This is a genomic window from Starkeya nomas (genome assembly GCF_902703545.1).
GTDB lineage: Bacteria > Pseudomonadota > Alphaproteobacteria > Rhizobiales > Xanthobacteraceae > Ancylobacter > Ancylobacter moscoviensis.
On record NZ_CACSAS010000001.1, the window covers coordinates 4398698 to 4424639 of the forward strand.

Sequence of the window (25942 nt, forward strand, 5' to 3'; positions counted from 1 at the left end):
CGGTTCCAGGCTTCATCATGGCCGGGCTTGACCCGGCCATCCCTGCCTTCGTCACGGTGCGACCGATCCGGGCCGTGGATCCCCGGGTCAAGCCCGGGGATGACGGCGTGAGGTGGAGGAGCCGCCTATGAGCACGCCCTTCTTCGCGGAGATGGTGGCCGCCTCCAACTTCTCCTTCCTGCGGGGTGCGTCCAAGGCAGAGTGTCTGGTGCTGCGGGCGCTGCTGCTCGGCCATGCCGGCATCGGCATCGCCGACCGCAACACCGTGGCCGGCGTGGTGCGCGCCTATGCGGCGCTGAAGGATGTCGGCGCACGTTTTGCCAGCTTCTGGGCGGTGCCGAAGCAGGAGAGAAAGACGCCGAAAGAGGGTGAGGAGGACGAGGCCACCCGTCTCCTGCGCGAGTGGGCCGAGGCGGCGGCCGATGCCGGCCGTGGCCTGGAGCTGCCACCCTTCACCCTCGTGGTCGGCGCGCGCCTCGCCTTTGCCGACGGCACGCCGGACATCGTGGCCCATGCGCAGGACCGCGCGGGCTGGGGGCGGCTCTGCCGCCTGCTCACCGCCGGCAATCTGCGCGGCGCCAAGGGCGAGTGCATCCTGAGGCTCGACGATCTTCTCGCCGATGCCCGCGGTCTCTCGCTCATCCTCATTCCACCATATGAGTTGCCGGCTAAAAACATAATTGAGCTGAATGATGTTCTGACGCGGCTGCACGAGGCGGCGCCCGGCTCGCTCTGGCTCGGCGCCACCATGCGGCGCCGGGGGGACGACCGCCGCCGCCTCGCCGCCCTGAAGGCGCTGGCCGGAAAGGCCGGCGTGCCGCTGCTCGCCACCAATGACGTGCTCTACCATCATCCGGACGAGCGCGACCTTCAGGACGTGCTCACCTGCATCCGCGAGGGCGTCACCATCGAGGCGGCGGGGCGCCTGCTGGAAGCCAATGCCGAACGGCACTTGAAGGCCCCGGAGGAGATGGTCCGCCTGTTCCGCGATGCGCCGGAGGCGGTGGAGGAGACGGCGGCCTATCTCGCCCGCATCGATTTCTCGCTGGGCGAGCTGAAATACGAATATCCCGAGGAGCCGGTGCCGCCCGGCTACACGCCGCAGAGCCGGCTGGAGGAGCTCACCTGGCAGCGCGCGGCCATCCGCTATCCGGACGGTGTTCCCGACAAGGTGGCGAGCCAGCTCAGGACCGAGCTCGCCCTGATCGGCGAGCTCGGCTACGCCTCCTATTTCCTCACCATCCGCGACATCGTCGATTTCGCCGAACGCAACCGCATCCTCTGTCAGGGCCGCGGCTCGGCGGCCAATTCCGCGGTCTGCTACGTGCTCGGCATCACCGCCGTCGACCCCGCGACTAGCAATCTGCTGTTCTCACGCTTCATCGCCCGCGAACGCAACGAGCCGCCGGACATCGACGTCGATTTCGAGCATGAGCGGCGCGAGGAGGTCATTCAATACGTCTATGAACGCTACGGCCGGCATCGCGCCGGCATCGTCGCGACGGTGATCTCCTATCGCCCGCGCAGCGCCTTCCGCGACGTCGGCAAGGTGCTCGGCCTCACCGAGGACGTCACATCCCGCCTCGCCGGCACGGTATGGGGAAGCTGGGGCAGCGAGATCAAGGACAGCCAGACGCGCGAGGCGGGGCTCGATCCCGCCAACCCCACGGTCGCGCGGGCGGTGGGCTTCGCGGCGCGCCTGCTCGGCTTTCCGCGCCATCTCTCCCAGCATGTCGGCGGCTTCGTCCTGACCCAGAACCGGCTCGACGAGACCGTGCCCATCGGCAATGCGGCGATGAAGGACCGCACCTTCATCGAATGGGACAAGGACGACATTGACACGCTCGGCCTGCTCAAGGTCGATGTGCTGGCGCTCGGCATGCTCACCTGCATCCGCAAGTCGCTCGACCTGATGGAGGAGCACGAGGGAATCGACTGGGGGTTCGCCGAAATCCCGAAGGAGCAGGGCGATGTCTACGACATGCTCTGCCGCGGCGATTCCATCGGCGTATTCCAGGTGGAGAGCCGGGCGCAGATGAACATGCTACCGCGCCTGCGGCCGCGCGAGCTTTACGACCTCGTTATCCAAGTGGCGATCGTCCGTCCCGGCCCGATCCAGGGCAATATGGTGCATCCCTATCTGCGCCGGCGCGAGAAAAGTGAGCCCGTCTCCTATCCCTCGCCGAAGCCGCCCTACGATCCCGACGAGCTGAAAGGCGTGCTCAAGCGTACCCTCGGCGTGCCGCTGTTCCAGGAACAGGCGATGCAGCTCGCCATGACGGCGGCGGAGTTTTCCGATGTGGAGGCCAACCAGCTCCGCCGCGCCATGGCGACCTTCCGCCACCTCGGCACCATCGGCCAGTTCCGCGACAAGCTGGTCAACGGCATGGCGGCGCGCGGCTATGAGCGCGCCTTCGCCGAACGCTGCTTCGAGCAGATCAAGGGCTTCGGCGAATACGGCTTCCCGGAGAGCCATGCCGCCTCCTTCGCCAAGCTGGTCTACATCTCCGCCTTCATCAAATGCCGCTATCCCGCGGTCTTCGCGGCGGCGCTGCTGAACTCCCAGCCCATGGGCTTCTACGCTCCGGCGCAGATCGTGCGCGACGCGCGCGAGCATGGCGTCGAGGTGCGCGGCGCCGACGTCAACTACAGCGGCCACGACAACACGCTGGAGCGCGATGCGCCCGGCGTGCCGCTCGCCCTGCGCCTCGGCTTCCGGCAGATCGACGGCTTCAGCGCGGACTGGTCGGAGCGGCTCGCCGAGGCGCGGGCCGGCGGCTTCTTCGCCGATATCGAGACCCTCGCCCGCCGCTCCCGCCTGCCGGTGGTGGCCCTGCGCAAGCTGGCGGATGCCGACGCCTTCCGCTCGATGGGGCTCGACCGGCGCGCGGCGGCATGGGCGGTGCGGCGGTTGCCGAACGACGAGCCGCTGCCGCTCTTCGCGGCGGCGGATGCGCGCGAGCTTGGAGAGGATACCGATGCGGCGCTGCCGCTCATGCCGCTGCCCGAGCAGATCGCTGTCGATTACCAGACGACGCGGTTGTCGCTGAAGGGCCATCCCATGGGCATGCTGCGGGCGGTCTTCGCCGCCGAGGGCATCGCCTCGAGCGCCGATGTCGCGAGATCGCGCGACGGGGCCTATGTGCGCACGGCCGGCGTGGTGCTGGTGCGCCAGCGGCCGGGCAAGGGCAACGCCATCTTCATGACGCTGGAGGACGAGGCCGGGATCGTCAACGTGCTGCTGTGGACCCGCCAGTTCGAGCGCTACCGGGCGCAGGTGATGGGCGCGCGTCTCGTCGTGGTGGAGGGGCGGGTGCAGAAGAGCAGGGAAGGCATCGTGCATGTGATGGGCGAGCGGGTGCATGACCGCACGTCCGAGCTTTCCCGCCTGTTCGACGGGTCGGCCCGTCATCTTTCCCCGTCGCACGAGCCGGCCCCGGACGGGCGCGAGAGGCCGCCGGCCGAGGGCCATATGCTGGCGGGCCGCCGATCCGGCCATGGCCATCCGCGGCAGGTGCGGATCCTGCCGAAGTCCCGCGACTTTCACTGAGGAGCGACGGCGGGCCGTCGGCCTGTCGCGGGCGGACGGATTGATGCTAGACCGGCGTGGAAAGGCGCCCCGGATGGCGCCCACGCCAGAAAACGACGAGGAGACTTCCATGGCCGGCCGGTTCGACGATTGGGAGAAGGACGACAAGGGCCATCTGAAGGTATGGCCGATGCTGGCTTTCACCACCGCCCTGTTCGGTACCGAGAAGGTGGGCCTGCGCATCGAGATCGGCACCGAGCAGCCGAAGCCGGGCGAGCCGGTGCCCGCGCTTCAGCTCGTGCTCGATCCCGCCCAGGTGCGCCAGCTCGCCGAAGCGCTGGCCGAAGCGGAGGCGCGGCTCGCCGACGCCCGCTTCACCACGCACGCCACTCCCGGCCGGGGCTGACCTTGGCGGTTCCGGACAGCAAGCAGGCCCTGCTGGCGGAGCTCGCGCGCAGCTACGCCGCGCTGGAGAAGGAACTGGCGACGGTGCCGCCCGAGCTCTTCGGGGAGAAGACGCTGGAGGGGCATGCCAAGGGCGAGGTCATGAGCGCCCATGACCTCGTGGCCTATCTCATCGGCTGGAACGAGCTGGTGCTCAAATGGCATGCCCGGCGCGCGGCCGGCGAGGAGCCGGATTTCCCCGACACCGGATTCGGGTGGAACGAGCTTGGCCGGCTCGCCGCCAGGTTCTACCGGGATTATGAAATGCTCGCCGTGCCGGAGCTTCTGGCGCGCTTGTTCGAGGCGAAGGCGCGGATCCTGCGGCTGGTCGAGCGCCAGGACGCCGCCGCCCTCTATGGCGCGCCCTGGTATAGGCGGTACACGATGGGCCGGATGATCCAGCTCAACACGTCCTCGCCCTATATCAATGCGCGCGGACGCCTGCGGAAATGGAAGAAGGCGAGGGGCCTCGCCTGAACGCGCGCGCAGATCGCGTCTTTGCCAGAGACGAGGTCTTCACGCCGCCAGGAACTGCGCGTCCGCCTGGTCGAGGCGGCGGCGGATCTGGGTGACGAGGAGCTGGTCGTCCGGCGCGCAGTTCTCGTAGGTGAGCCGCTCGCCGACCTTGATCGGCTTCAGCACCCGCGCCTTCTCGGCGATGCCGAGCGGCAGGGCGAAGCTGTCGCGCGCGTCGCGCCATCCCATGGTGTAGCCGCGATAGTCGTATTCGCCGATCTTGCCGAGCACGTCGCCGGGCTTCAGGTCGCGTTTGGCGACCGCCGTGCACTCGGCCACCGGATGGTCCAGCACCTCCATGTCGGGCGTGCCGTGCAGCACGGCCCGCACCGCCGAGAGCGGCACTTCCAGGCTGGTGAGGTGATAGGGGCGGATCAGCGCGAAGCAGGGGCCGGGGCCGACCTTGAGGTCGGTCATGCGCTCCATCACCCGCGGATGGCGCGGCTTGACGATGCAGAACACGCCCGGCGCCACGCCCTTGCCGAGGGTGAAGTCCACCACGCCCGAGCGCGAGAGGATGCCGCCATCCTCCTTCGTGCAGAGCACCTGCGCCAGCACGTCCCGGTCGGCGTGGGGGCCGTGCATGCCCGGCACGTCCGGCACCAGGCCGGTGGCGTTGGCGAGCGCGGTCATCTCCACCATGGTCTTGGAGCCGTCGACGAACTCGACCAGCATGCGCGGGTTCATGTTGCGCGCCTTCGCCTCCTCGGCGAATTCGTCGGGCACGGCGTCCGGCTTGAAGGCGTTGTTCTTCGCCTTGCCGGCGCAGACGATCTCGAAGCCGAGGGACTGGGCGAAGCCGATCAGCTCGACCGTGGCGGCCGGCTCGTCGCCGGCGGCGCCGGTCAGCACCACGCCGGCCTTGCGCGCTTCCTGCTTGAGGAAGCGGCCGATGGTGATGTCGGCCTCGACGCTGAGCAGCACCACATGCTTGCCGTTGTGGATCGCTTCCAGCGATACCAGCGTGCCGATGTTCGGGCTGCCGGTGGCGTCGATCACCACGTCGATATGCCCGGCGGCGCACATGGCGCGGTAATCGTCGGTGATGACGAACTGTCCGGCCTCGATGGCGCGGTCGATCTGGCTGCTGGAGGAGGCGGAGACGATGTCCTCGCGCCGGTGGCCGGCCATCAGTGCGGCGTCGATGGCAACCTGCGCGTTGAGCTCGGTGACGGCGCCGATGCGCACGCCGGGCATCAGCGCGGCCTGCACGATGAGGTCGGTGCCCATCTGGCCGGCGCCGGCGAGCCCGATCGTCACCGGCCCGTGCTTCGCGGTCCACTCTTCCAGTTCGGCGGCGATACCCGTCCGCACGATCCCGCTTGCACCGAGCATACGCTCAACCCTTCCTTGAAGCCCTCGCGCCCGCGCGTCCCGGCGCAGGTGTCATCCTGTCTTCGGTACTCGACATTTGTTCCAAGGCAAATAGCGAGGCGCCGATCCGTCCCGTCCTTCCGCCGTCAATAGGCGGCGCCGACCGCTTCCAGAACGGCGGCGGCGGTGATCTCGTCGGTGATGAAGACGGTCGGGCGCAGCATGCGCAGCGCGGCGACCACGGCCTTGCTCTTGCCCGGTCCGCCGGAGGTGAGGATGCGCTCGGGCGTGGCCTGCAGCGTCTCGATCGGGATCGACATGACGCGGGTGTTGATCGGGTGGTCGACCGGCCGTCCCTCGCTGTCGATGAAATTGTAGACCACGTCGCCCACCGCTCCGGCGGCGATGAGCGAGGCCCAGTCGGCATCGGAGAAGAAGCCGAAGCGCAGCGAGGTGCTCTCCTCGTCCATCGCGCCGACGCTGAGCACCACGGCATCCATCTCGCGGGCGAGATTGTAGACCGTGCCGAGGCCGCAGCGCTCGATCAGCGCCTTCTTGGTCTCGATGCTGTCGACGATGGCCGGGGCGGCGATCAGGTGGCAGTCGGCCTGGAACAGGCGGGAGAGCTGCCAGGCGAATTCCGACGGATTGTACTGCTTGGCCTTGGTGATGCCGCCCAGCAGCGAGATGACGGAGAGGTTGGAGACCGTCTTCTCGTCGATGAAGCCCAGCGCCCGCATCAGCGTGCGGCCCCAGCCGAAGCCGATCTTCATGTCGGAGCGGATGAAGTCGGAGATGAACTGCCCGGTCGCCGCGCCGATGGCGCTGGTGGGATCGGCGAGCGGCCCGGAAAGCGGGGTCACCACCGCCTCGCGCAGGCCGAAGGCCTTCTGCAGGCCCATCTCCAACCGCGGCAGCTCGGCGATCTCGCGGCTAAGGGAGATCTTCACCTCGTTGAGCTGGCGGGCGTCGGCGAGCAGGCGGACCACGGTCACGCGGCCGATGTCCAGCGCCTCGGCGATGGCGCTCTGCGTCATCCCCTCGACATAGTACATCCAGGCCGCGCGCAGCCGCAGCCGCGCCGAGCGCCGGCCCGTCGGGCTCAGATCGGCGAGCGATTCCGGCTCGCTCAGGCCGCTCGGCCTGGTCGTGGCGGCTCCTCCCGACATCGCTACCTCACCCCCCGCGAATGACGCGCTCGCGCTGCTATAGAGGAGCAGGCGTCATCTTCAAATAGCGCGGCGGTCCGCCGACCACCTGCGCGAGCGTCCACAATGCCCCCGAAGCTTACGCAAAAACCCGCTTGTCGTCGCGTCATGCCGGGGGCACGCTGGAAAGCCTAGACACTTTCGGTCCCGGCATGTCCAGCACAGACGACACATTGAAGCTCGAGGATTTTCTCTGCTTCGCGGTCTATTCGGCCAACCACGCCTTCAATCGCGTCTACAAGCCGATGCTGGACCGGCTGGGGCTGACCTATCCGCAATATGTGGCCATGGTGACGCTCTGGGCCGAGGACGGGCTGACCGTCGGCCAGATCGGCGACCGGGTGCTGCTGGAGACCAACACCCTCACCCCGCTGCTCAAGCGGCTGGAAAGCGCCGGGCTGGTGCGCCGGGTGCGCGACGCCGCCGACGAGCGGCAGGTGCGCATCCACCTGACCGAGAAAGGCCGGGCGCTGCGCCATGAGGCGGAGCGCATTCCCCGCGAGATGGGCATGTGCCTCGAGCGCGACCCCGCCGCGCTCGGCGCCCTCACCGACGAGCTGACGCGCGTGCGCGACAAGCTGCTCTCGCGCCTCAAGCCGTAGCCGGACTGGCTTCCGCCGTCTCTTCCTGCAGGCCGATCTGCCCTTCGATGAGGCGGCGGTGGCGGCCGATCTCACCCGCGAGGAAATCGAGGAAGGCGCGCACGCGCGGCGAATGGCGCAGGTCCGGGTGGGTCAGCAGCCACAGATCGGCCGCGTAGTCGTCGTCCGGCGTGCCGAGGCGTACCAGCGACGGACGGGCGTCGCCGATCAGGCAGGGCAGGTGGCCGATGCCGATGCCGGCTTCCACCGCCTCCGCGAGGCCGAGCACCGAGTTGATCTTGTAGGCCACCCGCTCGGGCGACACGTTCTCCTGCACGAACTTCACCGCCTTCAGCGCGCCGAGACTGTCGCCGAGCGATACCCAGTTGCGGCTGTCGAGCTGTCCCGGCGAGATGCTGCCCGGCTCGGGAAAATCGGCGGCGCCCCCGTAGAGCGCCCAGGCGATGCGCGCGACGCGCCGGCCGACGAGGTTCTCCGGCGGATGATCGGTGGCGCGCACCGCCACGTCGGCATCGCGCTTGGACAGGTTCAGCGCCTGGTTGCTCAGTACGATGTCGAGCCGCACCTCGGGGTAGCGCTGGCGGAAGGTCGCGAGCATCGGCATCAGCAGATGGATGAGCAGCGAATCCGGCGTGGTCACGCGCAGTTCGCCCGACGGCGCGGGCTCGCGGCCGGCGAGCTTGCGGCCGACGGCGGTGATCTCCTCGTCGAGCCGGTTGGCCAGCGCGACCATCTCCTCGCCGGCGGGGGTGAGGGCATAGCCGGTGCGGTGGCGCTCGAACAGCAGCGTGCCGAGCTGTTCCTCGATCTGTTTGAGCCGGCGGAACACCGTGGAGTGGTTCACCCCCATCGCCGCCGCCGCCGCCGGCAGCCCCTTGGCGTCCGCCACCGCCTTGATCAGGCGGAAATCGTCCCAGGCGAGATTCTTGAAAGGCTCGGCCATGCTGCTCCCCCGAGTCGATGCGGCTCTTAAGTCATTGCAAGACAAATCGATTTCTCTCGCATTGACGCCGGGGACGATAACAGCAGAAGTGCCATTGCGTCAACGCAATCGAAGATGCATGGCATTGCGCCGCTGCCGGGCTATTTCTTGTCCCAAGAGAGCGCGAGGTTGCGCTCGGACGAGGGCAAGATCATGAACCGCAATGGCATCCATCATGTGACGGCGATCGCGGGCAACGCACGCCGCAACGTCGAGTTCTACACCCGGACGCTTGGTCTGCGACTGGTCAAGAAGACCGTCAATTTCGACGATCCCGGCACCTATCACTTCTATTACGGCGATGAGGCCGGCTCTCCCGGCACCATCCTCACCTTCTTCCCGTGGGACCATGTGGCGCCCGGCCGGCTCGGCATCGGCGAGGCCCAGGAGACCACGTTCCGCGTGCCGGAAGGCTCGATCGGCTACTGGACGCAGCGCTTCGTCGAGAAGGGCGTGTCGCACAGCGCGCCGGTGAAGCGCTTCGGCGAGACCGTGCTGGCCTTCAAGGATCCGCACGGCATGCGCCTTTCGCTGGTCGGGGTACCCGGCATCGAGAACGCGCCGGCCTGGATCGGCACGGACGTTCCCGCCGAGCACGCCATTCGCGGCTTCCACTCCGTGAACCTGCTGCTGGCCGAGGCGGCGCCCACCGGCGCCATCCTCACCGACATCTTCGGGTTCCGCGAGATCGGCCGCGAGGGATCGCTGGTGCGCTTCAAGGCCGAGGGCACGGAGATCGGCGGCATCGTCGACATCCACGAGGCCGGTGGTTTCCTGCCCGCCCGCATGGGCGGCGGCTCGGTGCACCACATCGCCTTCCGCGCGGCGGACGATGCCGGGCAGGAGGAGATGGTGAGGAAGCTGGTGGAGAACCACGGCATCCGCACAACGGAGCAGAAGGACCGCAACTACTTCCGGTCCGTCTACTTCCGCGAGCCCGGCCACGTGCTGTTCGAGATCGCCACCGACATCCCCGGCTTCGCCGCGGACGAGGCGCCGGCCAAGCTCGGCGAGGCGCTGAAGCTGCCGGACTTCCTGGAGAAGCGGCGCAGCCAGATCGAGGCCGTGCTGCCGGAGATCGCCTGACCACCCCGACCATGGCGCCGCCCCGCGCGGGCGGTGCCTCCCCCTTTCCAGACGAGGAGGCCGTCATGACCGACACCGCGCTTTCCTTCGTGCATCGCTTCGAGCCCGCCACCGATGCGGGCGCCCCGCCGCTGCTCCTGCTCCACGGCACCGGCGGCGACGAGAACGACCTGATCCAGCTCGGCCGCATGCTCTCGCCGGGCTCCGCTTTGCTGTCGCCGCGCGGCAAGGTGCTGGAAGGCGGTGCGCCGCGCTTCTTTCGCCGCCTGCGCGAAGGCGTGTTCGACGAGGAAGACGTGCGCTTCCGCGCCGCCGAGCTCGCGGACTTCGTCACCGAAGCCCGCAAGGTGTATAATGTGGCGGCGCCGGTGGCGGTCGGCTTCTCCAACGGCGCCAACATCGCCGCGGCGATGCTGCTGACGCGGCCGGAGGTGCTTGCCGGCGCCGTTCTTCTGCGCGCCATGGTACCGCTCGCCGCGCCGCCGGCGGCGGATCTCAAGGGGCGCGGCGTGCTGCTGCTTTCCGGCGGGATGGACCCCATCGTGCCGGAGGAGAATGCTGAACGTCTCGCGGCGCAGCTTCGCGCGGCGGGGGCTCGGCTCGACCACCGGACCCTGCCGGTCGGTCACGGCCTGTCGCAGGCCGATATCGGCCTTGCCCGGCAGTGGCTTGCCGCGCCGCAGCCGGTCGCCGCGTGACGTTTCGCCGGTGAGGAACCTTCCGGCGCATTGCCGTCACGATGCTGGTGCATCACTATGGCACCGTGGCGCGATGCCGCCGTGCAGTGGAGGACGAGAATGCGTTGGGAGGATTTCCGGCGGAGCGACAACGTCGAGGATCGACGTGGCCAGAGTGGCGGCTTCGGCGGTGGAATCGGCGGCGGCCCGCGCATTGGCCGGCGCGGTGGCCTCGGCATTGGCGGCCTCATCGTGGTCGGCCTGATCGCCTGGGCGACCGGCATCAACCCGGCCCTGCTGATCGGCGGTGCGGAAATCCTGATGGGCGACAAAAGCGGCAGCTCCACCCAGAGCGAGCAGGCCGCGCCCTCCGGCAAGACCGGCGCGCCGCAGGACGAGCTGGGCAAGTTCGCCGCCGTGGTGCTCGCCCAGACCGAGGATGTGTGGAAGCCGCTGTTCCAGGCGCAGGGCGCGACCTATAAGGAGCCGGGCATGGTGCTGTTCTCCGGCGCCACGCGTTCGGCCTGCGGCATGGCGGATTCCGCCGTCGGGCCGTTCTATTGCCCGCGCGACCAGAAGGTCTATCTCGACCTGTCCTTCTTCGACGAGCTGAAGCGCCGCTTCCGCGCGCCCGGCGATTTCGCCGCCGCCTACGTCATCGCGCATGAGGTGGGTCATCACGTCGAGAACCAGATCGGCCTGCTGCCCAAGGTGCAGGAACGCCAGCGCCAGGTCTCGCAGGCCGAGGCCAACGCGCTGTCCGTGCGCGTCGAGCTGATGGCCGATTGCCTCGCCGGTGTATGGGCGCATCACGCCAATGCACAGTGGCGTATCCTCGAGGACGGCGACATCGAAGAGGCGATGAACGCGGCTACCGCCATCGGCGACGACAGGCTGCAGAAGCAGTCGCAGGGCTATGTGGTGCCCGACAGCTTCACCCATGGCACCTCCGCCCAGCGCGTGAAGTGGTTCCGCGAGGGGCTCGACAACGGCTCCATGCAGCGCTGCAACACCTTCCAGGGCAGCATCTGAGCCCTGTCCGGGCGAGACGAAGGAAGCACCGCGACGCAGGAGCACGCGCCATGAGCAGCGAGGCCGAAAAGCCTTTCGTGCCGCTTTCCATCGCGGTGCTGACCATTTCCGACACCCGCACCTTCGCCGACGACCGTTCCGGCAACACGCTGGTCGAGCGGGTGGAGGCGGCGGGCCATCGACTCGCCGACCGCGCCATCGTGCCGGACGACGTAGAGACCATCCGCGCGCAGGTCGCCGGCTGGATCGCCGATGCGGGGGTGGACGTGGTCATTACCACCGGCGGCACCGGCTTCACCGGCCGCGACGTGACGCCGGAGGCGGTGGAGCCGCTGTTCGAGAAGCGCATGGAAGGCTTCTCGACCGTCTTCCACATGATCTCGTTCCAGAAGATCGGTACCTCGACGCTGCAGAGCCGCGCCACGGCGGGCGTCGCCAACGCGACCTATATCTTCTGCCTGCCGGGCTCGCCCGGCGCCTGCCGCGACGGCTGGGACGGCATCCTCGTCCACCAGCTCGATATCCGCCACAAGCCGTGCAATTTCGTCGAGATCCTGCCCCGGCTCGACGAGCACCTGAAGCGCGGCAAGCTGCGCGCGCCGGCCGGCATCGCCGGCTGAGCCGGTTTTTTGCCCGGCCCCGGCCTTCAGTTCTCCGGCAGCAGCATCTGCGAGCGCAGCAGCACCAGCCGGCCGCGCCCGATCCGCGCCGTCAGGCGCTTCATGGAATGCGGGCCGGGCGCGTGGCCGCCGAGCGCCTCGTAGAAGCGGCGGTGGATCAGCAGCCCCTGCTCGGGGCGCGGGCGGCCGGTGAGCGCATGGCCCAGCATGGCTGCCGCCTCCTTCACGCGCGGGGACACGCCGAAGCCGTCCAGCGCCAGCCGGAAGGTCGCCGCCCGCCGGTCGGTGGCGCCGATCCGCTCGACCTGATCGGTGAAGGTGCGCACCTCGCGGGTCCAGCCCTCCTGCAGCAGGCCCCTCGGCTCCAGGAACAGCAGCCAGGGCGCACGCGCCGCCGCCGCGCCCTGCCGCATCCGCGCGCCCGGATCGGCCGGTCCGCTCAGATATTCGCAGCCCGCCGCGTCGGCGATCTCCGCCACTTCGGCCGAGGCGCCGGAATCGACGAGCAGCACCTCGCGCACGATGCCGGCGGCCGCGCCCGGCACGAGCGCCGCCAGGGTCGGGATCAGCCGCTTGGAGGTCTCATCTGTGGGTATGACGACCGAGATCACGCGCTCAGCCACCCCTTGACGATCTTGGCTGGAAAAGGCCCGCGGGCCCGACGGATGAAGCGTTTTCCTGCCTAGCCCACCCATTCGCGCACGTATAGGCCGGCTGTCGCAATTCTGCCAATGTTCTTGATATGTTCTCATTATTGGGCTAGAGAACACGCCATGGAACGCCGCGCTCATCCTTCCCGCCTCGAACCGCCGCCGCCCCGGCATCTGGGACGGCTGGTCGAGGAGCGGCGCGCCCGGCAGGCGGAGGAGCGCCGATCGGCGGAGCGGGACGTCTCCGCCCTGTCGGAGATGGACGCGGTGGCGCCGCCGCCCGTCCCCGATTGGATGGTCGACGGCGAGCGCCGGCGCGGGCGCGGCGCGCTCTCCAACGCGGCCGGGCGTTTCGAGCCGCAGGCGCGCGAGGCCTTCGACGATGGCTGGCAGAGCCTCGACGACCTGCCGCCCTTCCGCACCAGCGTGACGGTGGAGAAGCCGCGCACCATCATCAACCGCAACGATTCGCCCGATGTGGGCTTCGACCGCTCGATCAATCCCTATCGCGGCTGCGAGCATGGCTGCGTCTACTGCTTCGCGCGCCCCACTCACGCCTATCAGGGGCTTTCCGCCGGGCTCGACTTCGAGACCAGGCTGTTCGCCAAGCCGGACGCGCCCGAACTGCTGGCGAAGGAACTGTCGAAGCCGGGCTACGAGCCGCGCACCATCGCGCTCGGCATCAACACCGACGCCTATCAGCCGATCGAGCGGGAATGGCGGCTGACCCGCCGCATCCTGGAGGTGCTGAGCGATTTCGGCCATCCGGTCGGCATCGTCACCAAGTCGGCGCTGGTGCTGCGCGATCTCGACATCCTCGCGCCCATGGCCGAGCGCGGGCTGGCGAAGGTGGCGCTCTCCGTCACCTCGCTCGATCCCAAGCTGGCGCGCATCATGGAGCCGCGCGCCGCCACTCCGCCGCGCCGGCTCGATACGATCCGCCGCCTCAGCGAGGCGGGCGTGCCGACCGCCGTTCTGGTGGCGCCGGTCATCCCCGCCGTGACCGACGCGGAGATGGAGCGTATCCTCGATGCGGCGGTGGCGGCGGGCGCCTCGGAGGCGGGCTACGTCATGCTGCGCGTGCCGCTCGAGATCCGCGACCTGTTCCGGGAATGGCTGCTGGCGCATTTCCCCGACCGTTACCGCCACGTGCTCTCCCTGCTGAAGGAACTGCATGGCGGGCGCGAATATGATTCCACCTTCGGCCAGCGGATGACCGGCTCGGGTCCCTATGCCTGGACCATGGCGCGGCGCTTCGAGATCGCGGTGGAACGGCTCGGGCTGAACCGCCGCCACACGCGGCTCACCACGCGCCATTTCAGCCGCCCGCCGCGGAAGGGCGAGCAATTGTCGCTGTTCGGGGAAGAGGCATGAGTGCCGCTGCGGCCGGGCGGCCGAGGGAGGTTTCGATGGAGACGGAGCTGTCGATGGAGAAGGAGACGGGCGACGTTTCGCCCCGCAGGCGTGCCATGGCGCCGCTGCGCCTGTCGCTGGTCACGCTCGGCGTCGCCGATCTCGACCGCGCGGTCGCCTTCTACGAGGCGCTCGGCCTCGAACGGCGGGTGAAGGAGGCCAAGGGCGCCGCCTTCTTCGATGCCGGCGGCGTGGTGCTCTCGCTCTATCCGCGCCATGAACTCGCCGCCGATGCCGGGGTGCTTCCCGGCCGCGCCGGGCAGTTCGGCGGGATCGCGCTCGCCTGCAACCGGACGAGCCGGGCGGAGGTCGACACCACGCTGATCCGCGCCGTGGCGGCGGGCGGCCGGGCGCTGCGGCCGGCGCAGCCGACCTTCTGGGGCGGCTATTCCGGCTATGTCGCCGATCCCGACGGCCACCCCTGGGAGATCGCCCATAATCCCGGCTTTCCCTTCGATGCCGGGGGCCGCATCGTCCTGCCCGAATGAACGGGGCGAACCGGACGCGGGGGCTCGAATTCGCCGGTTCTGCGGTGGCGGCGCGTGGGCCGGTGGACATGAAAATGCCCGGCCGGAGCCGGGCATTATGTCGTCGATGGCCGCCGCGCGGCCGGCCGGCTGCTTTGCCCGCGCCGGGCGGGACGACGAGGTCGCGCCGGCCCGGACCGAAGCCCGCGCTCAGTTGGCGCCGAGCAGCGGCGCCAGTTCCTTGTCGAGGTCTTCCGGGCTGATGGCGCCGGAGAACTTCTTGCCGTTGATGAAGAAGGTCGGCGTGGAATCGATGCCGAATTCCGTGGCGGCGCGCTTGGCGCTCTCGTCGATCTCGCCGCCCAGCTTGGTGTTGCTCAGGCAGGCGTTGAACTGTTCCTCGGTCATGCCGCTCTGCTTGGCGATGCCGAGCAGCGCCTGCGCCGGATTGTTGGTGAAGGCCCAGCTCTTCTGCGTCTCGAACAGCGTGTCGGTCATCGGGTAGTATTTGCCCTCGCCGGCGCAGCGCGCCAGCATGAAGGCGGCCTTGGCCACGATGTCGAGCGGGAATTCGCGCAGGATGAAGCGGACCTTGCCGGTGTCGATGTATTTCTCCTTCAGCACCGGATAGGTCGTCTCGTGGAAATGCGCGCAGTGGCCGCAGGTCATCGAGGCATATTCGACGATGGTGACGGGGGCGTCGGCCTTGCCCTGCACCTGGTCCGGCAGCGGGCCGGCTTCCATCAGCTTGGCGACGTCGATCGTCTGCGCCTCGGCGCGGCCGATGAAGTCGAGACCGGCGAGGCTGCCGGGGCCGGCAAGGGCGACGAGCGCCGCCGTGGTGAGGGCAACGGTGCCGATACCTTCGAGGAAGCGACGGCGGTCGATCATGGTCGGTCTCCAGGGGACGGCCGGACACGCGCGCCGGCTTCGAACGGTGTAGCGCCTACAGGCAGCGCGCGAACATGGCAACGGTGGGGCGGAGGACGCAGCGTCACCGCTGCGTGATGCTTCCGCTTCGTCTTTCCGGCACTCTCAACCCCGGCGGGGCCGAACCGGGCGCCGCGCGTCGCGGACGACGAGCGCGCCGAGCCGGGCGAGCGCGGCGGCGAGCGCGGGATCCTCGAAGGCACCCGCCTGGCGCGCCATCCGCTGCTCGATCTCGCCGCGGGCCGCCGCGTCCGGCTCGACGAAGACCCGGCGGACGGGCGGGCGGGGAACTGGCCCCTGCCGCAGCGCCAGCCGGCCGATGCAGCGCCAGCCGAAATAGCGGTTCACCCGCTCGATCACCACCGGCGCATCATGCTGCAGCTCGATGGCGAAGCCGCCCTCGACCCGCACATGCAGCACACCGGGGTCCTGGCTCTCGGGTCGCGAGGGCCAGGCGAGCCGGATCGGCACGGCGCGCGCGGCCAGCGCCTCGCCCACGATGTCTGCCCAGCGGGTGACGATCTCCACCGAGGCGAGGCCGCGCTGGCGGCAGCTCTCGGCGATGGTCGTCTCGATCAGGTCGGCGAGCGGGCGCGGGGCGAAGGGACGGGCCATGAAGGTCTCGACAGCGATAGCATCTTGCCCGGGGCGGCCGATGCGGCCACCTTGCGGGCACGTTTTCGAGGATCGCATGCCCGCCGCCGCCAATCCAGCCATTCGCGTTCCGCCGGCCGCCGCCCGTCCGGCGCCGGAGGCTCTGCTCGCCTGGTACGACCGCCACCGCCGTCGTCTGCCTTGGCGCGCGGCGCCGGGCCGGCGGCAGGAGCCTTATCGGGTCTTCCTCTCCGAGATCATGCTGCAGCAGACCACGGTGGTGACGGTCGCGCCCTATTACGAGGCCTTCCTGGCGCGCTGGCCGAGCGTCGCGGCGCTCGCCGACGCGCCGCTGGAGGAGGTGCTCTCCGCCTGGGCCGGGCTCGGCTATTACGCCCGCGCCCGCAACCTGCACGCCTGCGCCCGGGCGGTCGTGGCACGGCACGGCGGCGTCTTTCCCGATACGGAGGAGGCGCTGCTCGATCTGCCCGGCATCGGTCCCTACACGGCCGCGGCCATCGCCTCCATCGCCTATGAGCGCCGGGCGGCGCCGGTGGACGGCAATTGGGAGCGGGTGGTGGCGCGTCTCTTCGCGGTCGATGAGCCGCTGCCGCGGGCGAAGGCGAAGCTGCGGGCGCTGGCGCTCACCCTGCTGCCGGATGCGCGCCACGGCGATTTCGCGCAGGCGATGATGGATCTCGGCGCCACCATCTGCACGCCGCGCAAGCCCGCCTGCGCGCTGTGCCCGTGGACGGAGGCCTGCGTGGCGCGGGCGGAAGGCGCGCCCGAGCGCTACCCGGTGAAGGTAGCCAAGGCGGCGAAGCCGGCGCGGCGTGGCGTCGCCTTTCTCGCCGTCCGGGCGGACGGCGCGGTCCTCGTGCGCTCGCGGCCGCCGAAGGGGCTGCTCGGCGGCATGAGCGAGGTGCCCTCGACGCCGTGGGAGCCGGGCGGTGTCGCCAATCCCGCCGGCCACGCGCCGCTGAAGGCGCCGTGGCGGGCGCTCAACGCGCCCGTCGCCCACGTCTTCAGCCATTTCGCACTGGAGCTCGACGTGTGGCGGGCCGATCTCGCCGCCGGCACCACGGCCCCGGCCGGCCATCGCTGGGTGCGGCCGGAAGGGTTCGACGCCGAGGCCTTTCCCAGCGTCATGCGCAAGGTGCTGGCGAAGCTGTAGCGGGCGTTACTCGGCGGCGATGGCCATTTCCGAGCGCATCACCGCGCGCAGCGAATCGATCGGCTTGAGGCCCTCGCGGGTCTCGATGTGCCAGTAGGTCCAGCCGTTGCACGCCTCCAGCCCCTGCGCGATGGCGCCGGCGCGGTGGATGGAGCCGATCTGGCCGAGGCCCGGCGCGGTTTCCAGCGAGAGCGTGCCGTCGGCCCGCACCATGGCGCGTACCCGCGCCTTGGCGTCGGTCAGCATGGTGCCGGGCGCGACGAGGCCACGGTCCAGAAGCGTGTTGAAGGCGACGCGCGGCGCCTCGCGGGCGGTCGGCGCCAAAGCGAGGGCGGCCTCGGGCAGCGGCTCCACCGCGTCGATGCGCGCCTGCGCGGCGTCCGCATAGGCCGGATCGCGCTCGATGCCGACGAAATGCCGGCCGAGCCGCTTGGCGACCGCCGCCGTCGTGCCGGAGCCGAGGAAGGGGTCGAGCACCACATCGCCGGGCTTCGAGGCGGAGAGGATCACCCGCGCCAGCAGCGCCTCGGGCTTCTGCGTCGGGTGCACCTTGTGGCCGGCCTCGTCCTTCAGCCGCTCATGGCCCGAGCAGATGGGGAACAGCCAGTCGGAGCGCATCTGCACGTCCTCATTGGCCGCCTTGAGCGCCTCGTAGTTGAAGGTGTAGCCGCGCGCCCCCGGCTCGCGCGCCGCCCAGATCATCGTCTCGTGGGCATTGGTGAAGCGGCGGCCGCGGAAGTTCGGCATCGGGTTGGTCTTGCGCCAGACGATGTCGTTGAGGATCCAGAAATCGAGATCCTGCAGCATCGCGCCGACGCGGAAGATGTTGTGATAGGAGCCGATGACCCACAGCGTGCCGGTGGGCTTCAGCACCCGGCGCACCGCCAGCAGCCAGGCGCGGGTGAAGGCGTCATAGGCCTCGAAGCTCTCGAACTTGTCCCAGGCGTCGTCGACGGCGTCGACGCGGCTGTCGTCGGGGCGCTTCAGTTCGCCCTGGAGCTGGAGATTATAGGGCGGGTCGGCGAACACCATGTCGACCGAGCGCGCCGGCAGCTTCGACAGCTCGGCCACGCAGTCGCCGCGCAGAATGCTGTCGACGGGAAGATTCGCGGAGGAAAGACCGGAGGCGGTATCGCGGGAACGCACGACGCCGATTCGGGACGCCCGGCGGGCCTCCCCGTTACGAACCACCTTCATGGACGGCTACCTTACTCGTACAGGACGCAACGGAACTCGTTTCCACAATGTCCTTCGGGCAGGGTAAAGACGGGGTAAAAGGTATCGCGTGAAGGAGCCGAATGTGGTCGAAGCGCCGGCTCAGCCGCCGTCCCCGCCGCCGTCCCCTCCATCGCCGCCGATGGTGCCGCGCTGGCATGGCGACGGGCTCCCCGCCCGCTCGATTCGCTTTGCCCTCACCGTGATGGCGCCGATCACGGCGGGGATGCTGGTCGGGGTCGATATCTGGCTGATCTACGCCATGGTGACCTGTATCCTCGCCTTCACGCTCGATACCGGCGGGCCGGCGCTGCACCGCCTCGGCTGGATGGCTGGGGCGGGGCTCGTCGTGCTCGCGGGCACCGGCATCGGCACGCTGGCCGCCGGCCACACCCCGCTGATCGTCATCGCCTTCGCGCTGGTCGGCGGGTTCTACGCGCTGGTGGAGAGCATCCATCCGAGCGCGGCCGCGGCGGCCCGCTTCATGTGCCTGACGCTGGCGGTGGGAGCGCTCTACGCGCCGTTGCAGCCCGGCGACGTGCCGGTCGTCGCCGCCTTCGTGCTCTATGCCTGGGCGGTGTCGATGGCGTGGGATGCCGTCACCGGCACCTGGCGCCCCTCCACGGCGCCGGCTCCGGCGATGGTCTATGCGCGCATCCGCGCCACCCACCGCGAGCGCTGGGTTTTCGCCACGGCGGTCGCCATCGCGGTGCCGCTCGCCTTCCTCACCAGCCTCGCCCTCGGCCTGCACCGGCCCTACTGGGCGCTGATCGCCATCGTGCTGGTGCTGCGGGCGGACGCGCTGTCGAGCCGCCGCATGATGGAACAGACGCTGGGCGGCACGCTGCTGGGCGTGGTGGCGGCGCTGGCATTTGGCTACGCGCTGCCCTTCCACGCGGCGCTGCTGGTCGGCATGGCGCTCGCCGCGCTCATCCGCTGGCCGGCGCAGCAGCTGCACGGCGCGCTCGGCATGGCGGCGCTCACCGCCTTCATCATCCTGCTGTTGGAGCTGGTCGCCGGCAGCGTCGGCGGCGCGTCGCACGACATTCTCGAGCGGCTGGTCGACGTGATGGTCGGCTGCGTCTTCGCCGTGGTGGCGCTGCTGCTCGACCGGCTGGGGCAGGCGCTGCTGCGCCGTCTGTACCCGCGCCGCCCCTGACGTCGGCCGGCTTCAGGGCACGGTCCAGAGGATCGGGAGCAGCCCCTGCGCCTGGGCGAGCTCGATGCCCTCGGCAAGGGGGATGGAGGCGAGGAAGACGCAGGCGTCGACGAAGGTGCGCACCACGAGCTGCGGGCGGATCTCCAGCGTATCGACATTGCGCCACAGGCGGGGGTTCGGCAGGAAGCGCGGCACCCGCGCCTTGTAGGCGACATAGGCGTCGCCGAAGACCTCGGTGAGGAAGCGCTCTTCCTTGCGCACCACGAGGGTGAAGACGATCACGGTGATGAACATCGCCGCCAGCGCGGCGGTGATGCTGCCGAACTGCGCGCCGGCGCCGGCCGCGCCGATGAAGGAGAAGAAATAGAGCGGGTTGCGGCACATCGAATAGGGGCCGACATCGACCAGCGTCGCCTTCTTGCGCCCGCCAATATAGAGCGAGCACCAGGTGCGGCCGATGATGGCCACGATCATCAGCACCCGGCCGGTATGCTCGATGATCTCGTGCACGCTGAGGTCGTCGCCATCCGGCCAGACCGAATGACCGAACAGCAGCACGCCCACCGCGATGGTGCCGAGGGCATAGAGCCAGAGCTTGCGGACATTCTGCACGGCGGCGATGTCGAAGCTGGGCGTCGCGGGCGGCGTGCGCGGCATATCGGTCATGGAAGGCGGTTCCCGCGGGAGATGAGCCGTCTCATCAACCCGCCCGTCGCGGCTTTTTTCGGGCAGCCCTCACGTCACCGGGGCATTCTTCCAGCGGTTTGTGCGACAAGCCTCAGAGTTGGGCCGGCGCGGGGGCGGGCAGGCGCCGGTCGCGCAGGGCGAGGCCGGCAAGCACGAGGGCGAAGCCGAAGGCGTGATAGGCGTGCAGCGTCTCGCCGATCAGCCCCACCGCGAAGGCCGCGCCGAACACCGGCATGAGCTGCAGGAACTGTCCCGAGCGGGTCGGCCCCAGCGTGCCGACGCCGCGCGCCCACAGCACGAAGCCGAGCGTGGGCAGGCTGCCGACATAGAGCACCAGCAGCGCCATGCTGCCGGCCCTTCCGGCGCCCGCGCCGAGGGTGGCGATTTCCCACAGTGCCACCGGCGCCAGCGCCACGAGGCCGGAGGGAATGCTCACCGTCAGCGCGGCGGCCGGCGAGAGGCCGGAGGGAAAGCGCTTGAGCAGCACGGCGTAGAGCGCGAAGGCCGCGATGCCGCAGAACAGCAGGACGTCGCCGCCGTTGAGGTCGAGGCGGGCCAGCGTGCCGAGATCGCCGCGCAGCACGATCAGCCCGACGCCGGCGGTGGAGACGGCAAGCGCCAGGCGCGAGCGGGCGCTGGTGCGCTCCCGCAGCAGCAGCCAGCCGAACAGCCCGACGAGGATGGGCGCCGCCGCGCCGATGATCGAGCCGTTGACCAGGCTGGTATGGGCGAGCCCGGCATAGATCAGCACGGTGAAGACCGCGATGTTGAGCACGCCGCAGGCCAGCCAGAACGGCCAGCGGCGCATCACCTCGTCGCGACGGGCGAGGATTTCGCGGCCGGTGAAGGGCAGCAGCAGCGCCAGCGCCAGCAGCCAGCGCGCCGCCGAGAAGGTGGCGGGGGGCAGCACGTCGGCGGCGAGGCGCCCGGCGAGGAAGTTGCCGGACCACAGCAGCGCCGCGCCGGCCAGCGCCAGTGCGGCGAGATTGGCGGGGGTGGAGAGGGCGACCGGGCGCAGGCTGCCGGCCGTGCGGGAAACCAGCGGAGTCAACGTGTCTGCCACGAATGCCATGACGCGCCTCCTGACGTTCCGGGAGCGAAGCGGGGGATCGAAGAACCGATATAGGTCAGTGTAGTTGACCTAGTTCGGCATGTCCTTGCTTTCTCGGGGGCGGTCGGCGGGGCGCTCCGGCAGATTCTGCCGCTCAGAGGCGCTTTTTCGGGCGATCGGTATTGCTGCTTATCTTTTCGGCAGTCGAATCGGGCGCGGCGGGCAGGGCGCGCAGGTGGTCGAGCGGCAGGCGGCCGCTCTCCTTCACCCGCTTGAGCGCCAGCGAGGAGCGCACGCCGCGCACGCCCGGCAGGCCCATCAATATGTCATGGGCGAAATGGGCGAAGCCGTCGAGGTCCTCGCAGACCACATGCAGCAGGTAGTCGCTGTCGCCGGTGACACTGTAGCAGGCGATGACCTGCGGCAGCGCCAGCACCGCCGCCTCGAATTCGCGGGCGGCCTCCTCCACCTGCCGTTCCAGATGCACCTGGATGAAGGCGAGCACGCCGAGGCCGAGCCGGCCGGCGTCCAGCCGCGCCTGATAGGAGGCGATCAGCCCCTCCTCCTCCAGCCGCCGGGTGCGGCGCAGGCAGGGCGAGGGGGAGAGGCCGATGCGTTCGGAAAGCTCGGCATTGGTGAGGCGCCCGTCCTCCTGCAGCTCCCGCAGGATGCGCAGATCGAACATGTCGAGCGTCGGGGTGCGCATGTTCTGTCTCCGGAGAATGGATTTGCGGCAGGATCGGGCGGGAACGGCCAGTGTGGCGGCAGAAGACGCGCGGCGGCAATTGACCTTTCGGTCATGTGCGGGGGCACCAGTGTAGCGTGCGGAAGCCGCAACATCTCGTGGATCGGGGGCGGCCGACCACTTGAACTTGTGGTTGTCCGGCGGCACGCTAGGGGCATGAAATTCACCCGGCTGCGTCTCACCGGCTTCAAGACCTTCGTCGAGCCGACGGAAATGCTGATCGAGCCCGGCCTCACCGGCGTCGTGGGCCCGAATGGCTGCGGCAAGTCGAACCTCGTCGAGGCGATGCGCTGGGTGATGGGCGAGAGCTCCTACAAGGCGATGCGCGCCGAGGGCATGGACGACGTCATCTTCGGCGGCTCCACCACCCGTCCGGCCCGCAACACCGCCGAGGTCGTGCTCACGGTCGACAATGTCGACCGCTCCGCGCCAGCCGTGTTCAACGACGCCGACCTCCTGGAGATTTCCCGCCGCATCGAGCGCGAGGCCGGCTCCTCCTATCGCATCAACGGGCGCGAGGTGCGCGCGCGCGACGTGCAGATCCTGTTCGCCGACGCTTCTTCCGGCTCGCGCTCGCCCTCCATGGTGCGGCAGGGCCAGATCGGCGAGATCGTCGGCGCCAAGCCGATCGCCCGCCGCCGCCTGCTGGAGGAGGCGGCCGGCGTCGCCGGTCTCCACGCCCGCCGGCACGAGGCGGAGATGCGGCTGCGCGCCGCCGAGACCAATCTCACGCGCCTGGAGGACGTGATCGGCCAGATCACCGGCCAGCTCGACGCGCTGCGCCGCCAGTCGCGGCAGGCCTCGCGCTACCGCGTGCTGTCGGGCGATATCCGCAAGGCCGAGGCGGCCCTGCTCTGGTTGCGCTGGATGGAGGCGACGGGCGGCCTGAGCGAGGCGAGCCGGGCGCTCGATCTCGCCGTGCGCGAGGTCGCCGCCCGCACCACGGCGCAGGGCGAGGCGGCGCGTGCGGCGGCGGTGGCGGCGCACGGCCTGCCGGCGCTGCGCGAGGCGGATGCTTCGGCCGCGGCGGCGCTGCAGCGCCTGACGCTGGCACGCGGCGAGCTCGACCGCGAGGAAGCCCGCGCCGGTGCCCGGCGGGACGAGCTCGACCGCCGGCTGGCGCAACTCGGTGGCGACATGGAGCGCGAGCGCGCGCTCGCCGCCGATGCCGGCCAGATGCTCGCCCGCCTCGCCGAGGAGGCCGAGGAACTGGCGATCGCGCAGGAGCAGGCCGCCGAGCTCGAGGACGAGGCCCTCGCCGCCCGCGAGGAAGCGGCCGCGCGGCTTTCCGAATCCGAGCGCGACTTCGCCGAGGCGACCGCCGCCAATGCCGAGCGCGCCGCCCGCCGCGGGGCGCTGGAGCGTGCGCTGCGCGAGGCCGGCGAGCGCCTGACGCGGCTGGAGCGCGAGGCCGGGACGCTGGCCGCCCAGCAGCGCCAGCTGGAGGCGAATGTCGGCGCCGCCCGGCTCGACGAGCGGCGCGACGCAGCGGAAGCCGCGCAGGACGCCTTTGCCGGCGCCGAGATGGCGGCGCATGAGGCGGAGGAGGCCCACATCGCCGCGCGCGCGGCGCTGGATCATGCCCGCCGCCCGCTCGCCGAGGCGGAGCGCGCCGCGCAGCGTCTCGACACCGAGGCGCGCACTCTCGCCAAGCTGCTCGACGTCGGCACGCCGCGCCAGTGGCCGCCGGTGCTCGACGCGATACGGGTGGCGCGCGGCTATGAGACGGCGCTCGGCGCGGCGCTGGGCGACGATCTCGACGTGCCCGCCGACATCGCCGCGCCGGTGCACTGGTCCGCTACCGATGCGACGGGCGACGCCCCGCTGCCGCCCGGCGTCGAGGCGCTGGCCAACCATGTCGAGGCCCCGGCGGTGCTGGCGCGGCGCCTCGCGCAGATCGGCGTGGTGGAACGTGTGGACGGCCCGCGTCTGGCGTCCGGTCTCAAGCCCGGCCAGCGGCTCGTCTCGCGCGAGGGCGACCTGTGGCGCTGGGACGGGCTGGTGGCCGCCGCCGATGCGCCGACCGCCGCAGCCCGTCGCCTCGCCGAGCGCAACCGGCTGGCCGACATCGAGGCGGAACTTCACGAGGCCCGCGCCGAGGTGGCGCGTCACCGTGCCGCGCTGGAGGTGGCGGAGAGCGCGCTGCGCGCCGCCGGGGCCCGCGAGAACGCCGCCCGCGAGGCGCGCCGCGCCGCGCTGCGGGCGATGGAGACCGCGCGCGACGATCTTGCCCGCGCCGAGCGCGCCGCCGCCGAGGAAGCCGCGCGTCTGGCCGCTCTCGGTGCCAATCTCGCCCGGCTTCAGGACGAGCGCGAGAATGCCGCCATCGCGCTGGAGGAAGCCCGTGCCGCCGTCGAGGCGCAGCCGCCCGCCGCCGAGGGCGAGGCGCGGCTGGCCGAGATCCGCGCCCGCGTCGCGCAGGATCGCGCGGTGCTGGCGGAAACCCGCGCCCGCGCCGAGGCACTGGTGCGCGAGCGCGAGCAGCGCGCCCGTCGCCTCTCCGCCATCGCTTCCGAGCGCGCCTCGTGGGAGGCCCGTGCCGGCGGCACCGGCGAGCGCGTGGCCGCGCTGGAGGCACGCGTCGCCGAGGCCGCCGCCGAGCGCGAGGAACTGGAGGATGCGCCGGCGCGCTTCGCCACCCGCCGCCGCGCCCTGCTCGACGAGACCTCCAAAGCGGAGGCCGCCCGGCGCGAGGCCGCCGACCGGCTGGCGGGCGCCGAGGCCGGGCAGGCCGAATCCGACAAGGCCGCGCGTGCCGCGCTCGACGCCCTCGCTTCCGCCCGCGAGGAGAGCGCCCGCGCCGAGGCCCGGGTGGAAGCCGCCCGCCAGCGCCGCGAGGATCTGGTGCGGGAGGTCGGCGAGGTGCTCGACGGGCCGCCGGAAAGCGCCCGGGAGATCGCCGGCTTCACCGAGGATTCGCAGCTTCCGATGCTCGCCGAGCTTGAGGGGGAACTCGTCCGCCTCAAGGCCGACCGCGAGCGGCTCGGCGCGGTGAATCTGCGCGCCGAGGAGGAACTGGTGGAGATCGAGGCCCAGCAGCAGGGCCTCGCCGCCGAGCGCGACGATCTCACCGAGGCGATCAAGCGCCTGCGCCAGGGCATCTACAGCCTCAACCGCGAGGCGCGCGAGCGCCTGCAGGCGAGCTTCAACGTGGTGGACGGCCATTTCCGCCAGCTCTTCACCACCCTGTTCGGCGGCGGCGAGGCGCAGCTCGTGCTGACCGATTCGGACGACCCGCTGGAGGCCGGCCTCGACATCGTGGCGAAGCCGCCCGGCAAGAAGCCGCAGTCGCTGTCCCTGCTTTCGGGCGGCGAGCAGGCGCTGACCGCCATGGCGCTGATCTTCGCCGTGTTCCTCACCAATCCCGCGCCGATCTGCGTGCTCGACGAGGTGGACGCTCCGCTCGACGACGCCAATGTCGAGCGTTTCTGCAACCTGCTGGACGAGATGCGGCGCCTCACCGAGACGCGCTTCGTCACCATCACCCACAACCCGATCACCATGAGCCGGATGAACCGCCTGTTCGGCGTGACCATGGCCGAGCGCGGGGTGTCGAAGCTGGTCTCGGTCGATCTCGCCACCGCCGAGAGCTGGCGCGAGGCGAGCTGAGAGGGCGAGGGCGTCCGCGTGGCGGGCCCCGCGCGGTCTTCCGGTGCGGCCTCCCGCCACGTCCTTCCCGGGCATTCGCCGTATTTGCCGCGGACCGCGGCCATGCCAGAACCGCAAGGACGGCTTCCCCTGGTGCGAAAGCGCGTCCGGAGCCCTGCGACAGAGCGTCCACCCGTCCGAATTTGTATGTCATTACAATGACTTAAAAGATGTGTTCACATCCTTGACACCCCATGGA

General features: G+C 70.3%; 23 protein-coding genes. 13 read left to right on the plus strand and 10 right to left on the minus strand.

Features of this window, described 5'->3' with window-relative positions; all coding sequences use genetic code 11:
• Positions 1 to 127: 127 nt before the first annotated feature.
• The 3 genes from STARVERO_RS20825 to STARVERO_RS20835 all read left to right on the plus strand — a co-directional run bounded on the left by STARVERO_RS20825 (position 128) and on the right by STARVERO_RS20835 (position 4450).
• The gene (locus tag STARVERO_RS20825) at positions 128 to 3550 is read left to right on the plus strand and encodes an error-prone DNA polymerase (protein WP_159601295.1); all 3423 of its coding nucleotides are present in this window, start codon (positions 128 to 130) and stop codon (positions 3548 to 3550) included.
• A 109-nt stretch (positions 3551 to 3659) separates the two neighbouring features.
• Positions 3660 to 3935: a hypothetical protein gene (locus STARVERO_RS20830; protein WP_144341683.1), complete on the plus strand. Its 276-nt coding sequence runs from the start codon at positions 3660 to 3662 to the stop codon at positions 3933 to 3935.
• A 2-nt stretch (positions 3936 to 3937) separates the two neighbouring features.
• Complete coding sequence (locus STARVERO_RS20835) at positions 3938 to 4450, plus strand: ClbS/DfsB family four-helix bundle protein (protein WP_159601297.1); 513 nt, start codon at positions 3938 to 3940, stop codon at positions 4448 to 4450.
• Positions 4451 to 4489: 39 nt separating this feature from the next.
• On the opposite strand, the gene STARVERO_RS20840 is transcribed toward STARVERO_RS20835, so the two are convergent.
• Together STARVERO_RS20840 and STARVERO_RS20845 are read right to left on the minus strand one after the other, a co-directional pair.
• The gene (locus STARVERO_RS20840; RefSeq protein WP_159601299.1) at positions 4490 to 5824 is read right to left on the minus strand and encodes an NAD(P)H-dependent oxidoreductase; all 1335 of its coding nucleotides are present in this window, start codon (positions 5822 to 5824) and stop codon (positions 4490 to 4492) included.
• A 125-nt stretch (positions 5825 to 5949) separates the two neighbouring features.
• Complete coding sequence (locus STARVERO_RS20845) at positions 5950 to 6972, minus strand: sugar-binding transcriptional regulator (RefSeq protein ID WP_159601301.1); 1023 nt, start codon at positions 6970 to 6972, stop codon at positions 5950 to 5952.
• 191 nt (positions 6973 to 7163) lie between these two features.
• Here STARVERO_RS20845 and STARVERO_RS20850 point away from each other — a divergent pair, with 191 nt between their 5' ends.
• The gene (locus STARVERO_RS20850; protein WP_186291829.1) at positions 7164 to 7613 is read left to right on the plus strand and encodes a MarR family winged helix-turn-helix transcriptional regulator; all 450 of its coding nucleotides are present in this window, start codon (positions 7164 to 7166) and stop codon (positions 7611 to 7613) included.
• Here the strand turns inward: STARVERO_RS20850 and STARVERO_RS20855 are convergent.
• The gene (locus tag STARVERO_RS20855; protein ID WP_159601303.1) at positions 7603 to 8556 is read right to left on the minus strand and encodes a LysR family transcriptional regulator; all 954 of its coding nucleotides are present in this window, start codon (positions 8554 to 8556) and stop codon (positions 7603 to 7605) included. The two genes, STARVERO_RS20850 and STARVERO_RS20855, sit on opposite strands and share 11 nt — an antisense overlap.
• 192 nt (positions 8557 to 8748) lie before the next feature.
• On the opposite strand from STARVERO_RS20855, the gene STARVERO_RS20860 reads away from it, so the two are divergent.
• The 4 genes from STARVERO_RS20860 (at position 8749) to moaB (ending at position 12010) form a co-directional block, all read left to right on the plus strand.
• Positions 8749 to 9681, plus strand: a complete 933-nt coding sequence (locus STARVERO_RS20860; RefSeq protein WP_159601305.1) for a ring-cleaving dioxygenase — start codon at positions 8749 to 8751, stop codon at positions 9679 to 9681.
• 65 nt (positions 9682 to 9746) lie between these two features.
• A complete protein-coding gene (locus STARVERO_RS20865) occupies positions 9747 to 10379 on the plus strand; it encodes an alpha/beta hydrolase (protein ID WP_159601307.1) in 633 nt (210 codons plus the stop codon).
• Positions 10380 to 10478: 99 nt separating this feature from the next.
• A complete protein-coding gene (ypfJ, locus tag STARVERO_RS20870) occupies positions 10479 to 11390 on the plus strand; it encodes a KPN_02809 family neutral zinc metallopeptidase (protein WP_144341691.1) in 912 nt (303 codons plus the stop codon).
• Positions 11391 to 11440: 50 nt separating this feature from the next.
• Positions 11441 to 12010 carry a molybdenum cofactor biosynthesis protein B gene (gene moaB, locus STARVERO_RS20875; RefSeq protein WP_159601309.1) on the plus strand — a complete coding sequence of 190 codons (570 nt, stop codon included), beginning with the start codon at positions 11441 to 11443 and terminating at the stop codon, positions 12008 to 12010.
• A gap of 26 nt (positions 12011 to 12036) precedes the next feature.
• Here the strand turns inward: moaB and STARVERO_RS20880 are convergent, their stop codons facing one another.
• The gene (locus STARVERO_RS20880) at positions 12037 to 12633 is read right to left on the minus strand and encodes a glycosyltransferase family protein (protein WP_244616857.1); all 597 of its coding nucleotides are present in this window, start codon (positions 12631 to 12633) and stop codon (positions 12037 to 12039) included.
• 285 nt (positions 12634 to 12918) lie between these two features.
• Between STARVERO_RS20880 and STARVERO_RS20885 the strand changes: the two genes are divergently transcribed.
• Both STARVERO_RS20885 and STARVERO_RS20890 read left to right on the plus strand, forming a co-directional pair.
• On the plus strand, positions 12919 to 14034 hold the full coding sequence (locus tag STARVERO_RS20885; RefSeq protein ID WP_244616957.1) for a PA0069 family radical SAM protein: 1116 nt from the start codon (positions 12919 to 12921) through the stop codon (positions 14032 to 14034).
• A 35-nt stretch (positions 14035 to 14069) separates the two neighbouring features.
• Positions 14070 to 14561: a VOC family protein gene (locus STARVERO_RS20890; RefSeq protein WP_308678341.1), complete on the plus strand. Its 492-nt coding sequence runs from the start codon at positions 14070 to 14072 to the stop codon at positions 14559 to 14561.
• A 189-nt stretch (positions 14562 to 14750) separates the two neighbouring features.
• On the opposite strand, the gene STARVERO_RS20895 is transcribed toward STARVERO_RS20890, so the two are convergent.
• Positions 14751 to 15431: a DsbA family protein gene (locus STARVERO_RS20895; protein ID WP_159601311.1), complete on the minus strand. Its 681-nt coding sequence runs from the start codon at positions 15429 to 15431 to the stop codon at positions 14751 to 14753.
• 144 nt (positions 15432 to 15575) lie between these two features.
• The gene (locus STARVERO_RS20900; RefSeq protein ID WP_144341694.1) at positions 15576 to 16085 is read right to left on the minus strand and encodes a DUF721 domain-containing protein; all 510 of its coding nucleotides are present in this window, start codon (positions 16083 to 16085) and stop codon (positions 15576 to 15578) included.
• A gap of 76 nt (positions 16086 to 16161) precedes the next feature.
• Here STARVERO_RS20900 and mutY point away from each other — a divergent pair, with 76 nt between their 5' ends.
• Positions 16162 to 17238 (plus strand): A/G-specific adenine glycosylase, encoded by a 1077-nt coding sequence (gene mutY / locus STARVERO_RS20905; RefSeq protein WP_159601313.1) that lies wholly within the window; start codon positions 16162 to 16164, stop codon positions 17236 to 17238.
• Positions 17239 to 17244: 6 nt separating this feature from the next.
• Here mutY and STARVERO_RS20910 read toward each other — a convergent pair whose 3' ends face one another.
• The gene (locus STARVERO_RS20910; protein ID WP_144341696.1) at positions 17245 to 18435 is read right to left on the minus strand and encodes a site-specific DNA-methyltransferase; all 1191 of its coding nucleotides are present in this window, start codon (positions 18433 to 18435) and stop codon (positions 17245 to 17247) included.
• An 88-nt stretch (positions 18436 to 18523) separates the two neighbouring features.
• Between STARVERO_RS20910 and STARVERO_RS20915 the strand changes: the two genes are divergently transcribed.
• Positions 18524 to 19612 carry an FUSC family protein gene (locus STARVERO_RS20915; RefSeq protein WP_244616858.1) on the plus strand — a complete coding sequence of 363 codons (1089 nt, stop codon included), beginning with the start codon at positions 18524 to 18526 and terminating at the stop codon, positions 19610 to 19612.
• A gap of 12 nt (positions 19613 to 19624) precedes the next feature.
• Here STARVERO_RS20915 and STARVERO_RS20920 read toward each other — a convergent pair whose 3' ends face one another.
• The 3 genes from STARVERO_RS20920 to STARVERO_RS20930 all read right to left on the minus strand — a co-directional run bounded on the left by STARVERO_RS20920 (position 19625) and on the right by STARVERO_RS20930 (position 22056).
• Positions 19625 to 20278 carry a methyltransferase family protein gene (locus STARVERO_RS20920; protein WP_159601315.1) on the minus strand — a complete coding sequence of 218 codons (654 nt, stop codon included), beginning with the start codon at positions 20276 to 20278 and terminating at the stop codon, positions 19625 to 19627.
• A 112-nt stretch (positions 20279 to 20390) separates the two neighbouring features.
• Positions 20391 to 21371, minus strand: a complete 981-nt coding sequence (locus tag STARVERO_RS20925; RefSeq protein ID WP_159601317.1) for a DMT family transporter — start codon at positions 21369 to 21371, stop codon at positions 20391 to 20393.
• Between the two features lie 133 nt (positions 21372 to 21504).
• Positions 21505 to 22056 (minus strand): Lrp/AsnC family transcriptional regulator, encoded by a 552-nt coding sequence (locus STARVERO_RS20930; RefSeq protein ID WP_159601319.1) that lies wholly within the window; start codon positions 22054 to 22056, stop codon positions 21505 to 21507.
• Positions 22057 to 22251: 195 nt separating this feature from the next.
• Between STARVERO_RS20930 and smc the strand changes: the two genes are divergently transcribed.
• On the plus strand, positions 22252 to 25704 hold the full coding sequence (gene smc / locus STARVERO_RS20935; RefSeq protein WP_159601321.1) for a chromosome segregation protein SMC: 3453 nt from the start codon (positions 22252 to 22254) through the stop codon (positions 25702 to 25704).
• Positions 25705 to 25942: the final 238 nt, after the last annotated feature.

Excerpts from the sequence above, each read along its gene's own strand:
- STARVERO_RS20925 (WP_159601317.1), bottom strand. The coding sequence starts at position 21,371 with ATGGCATTCGTGGCAGACACGTTGACTCCGCTGGTTTCCCGCACGGCC.
- STARVERO_RS20920 (WP_159601315.1), bottom strand. The coding sequence starts at position 20,278 with ATGACCGATATGCCGCGCACGCCGCCCGCGACGCCCAGCTTCGACATC.
- STARVERO_RS20885 (WP_244616957.1), top strand. The coding sequence starts at position 12,919 with ATGGACGCGGTGGCGCCGCCGCCCGTCCCCGATTGGATGGTCGACGGC.
- STARVERO_RS20930 (WP_159601319.1), bottom strand. The coding sequence starts at position 22,056 with ATGCGCACCCCGACGCTCGACATGTTCGATCTGCGCATCCTGCGGGAG.
- STARVERO_RS20860 (WP_159601305.1), top strand. The coding sequence starts at position 8,749 with ATGAACCGCAATGGCATCCATCATGTGACGGCGATCGCGGGCAACGCA.
- STARVERO_RS20855 (WP_159601303.1), bottom strand. The coding sequence starts at position 8,556 with ATGGCCGAGCCTTTCAAGAATCTCGCCTGGGACGATTTCCGCCTGATC.
- STARVERO_RS20910 (WP_144341696.1), bottom strand. The coding sequence starts at position 18,435 with ATGAAGGTGGTTCGTAACGGGGAGGCCCGCCGGGCGTCCCGAATCGGC.
- STARVERO_RS20825 (WP_159601295.1), top strand. The coding sequence starts at position 128 with ATGAGCACGCCCTTCTTCGCGGAGATGGTGGCCGCCTCCAACTTCTCC.
- STARVERO_RS20830 (WP_144341683.1), top strand. The coding sequence starts at position 3,660 with ATGGCCGGCCGGTTCGACGATTGGGAGAAGGACGACAAGGGCCATCTG.
- STARVERO_RS20900 (WP_144341694.1), bottom strand. The coding sequence starts at position 16,085 with ATGGCCCGTCCCTTCGCCCCGCGCCCGCTCGCCGACCTGATCGAGACG.
- STARVERO_RS20845 (WP_159601301.1), bottom strand. The coding sequence starts at position 6,972 with ATGTCGGGAGGAGCCGCCACGACCAGGCCGAGCGGCCTGAGCGAGCCG.
- mutY (WP_159601313.1), top strand. The coding sequence starts at position 16,162 with ATGCCCGCCGCCGCCAATCCAGCCATTCGCGTTCCGCCGGCCGCCGCC.
- moaB (WP_159601309.1), top strand. The coding sequence starts at position 11,441 with ATGAGCAGCGAGGCCGAAAAGCCTTTCGTGCCGCTTTCCATCGCGGTG.
- ypfJ (WP_144341691.1), top strand. The coding sequence starts at position 10,479 with ATGCGTTGGGAGGATTTCCGGCGGAGCGACAACGTCGAGGATCGACGT.
- STARVERO_RS20895 (WP_159601311.1), bottom strand. The coding sequence starts at position 15,431 with ATGATCGACCGCCGTCGCTTCCTCGAAGGTATCGGCACCGTTGCCCTC.
- STARVERO_RS20865 (WP_159601307.1), top strand. The coding sequence starts at position 9,747 with ATGACCGACACCGCGCTTTCCTTCGTGCATCGCTTCGAGCCCGCCACC.
- STARVERO_RS20890 (WP_308678341.1), top strand. The coding sequence starts at position 14,070 with ATGGAGACGGAGCTGTCGATGGAGAAGGAGACGGGCGACGTTTCGCCC.
- STARVERO_RS20840 (WP_159601299.1), bottom strand. The coding sequence starts at position 5,824 with ATGCTCGGTGCAAGCGGGATCGTGCGGACGGGTATCGCCGCCGAACTG.
- smc (WP_159601321.1), top strand. The coding sequence starts at position 22,252 with ATGAAATTCACCCGGCTGCGTCTCACCGGCTTCAAGACCTTCGTCGAG.
- STARVERO_RS20850 (WP_186291829.1), top strand. The coding sequence starts at position 7,164 with ATGTCCAGCACAGACGACACATTGAAGCTCGAGGATTTTCTCTGCTTC.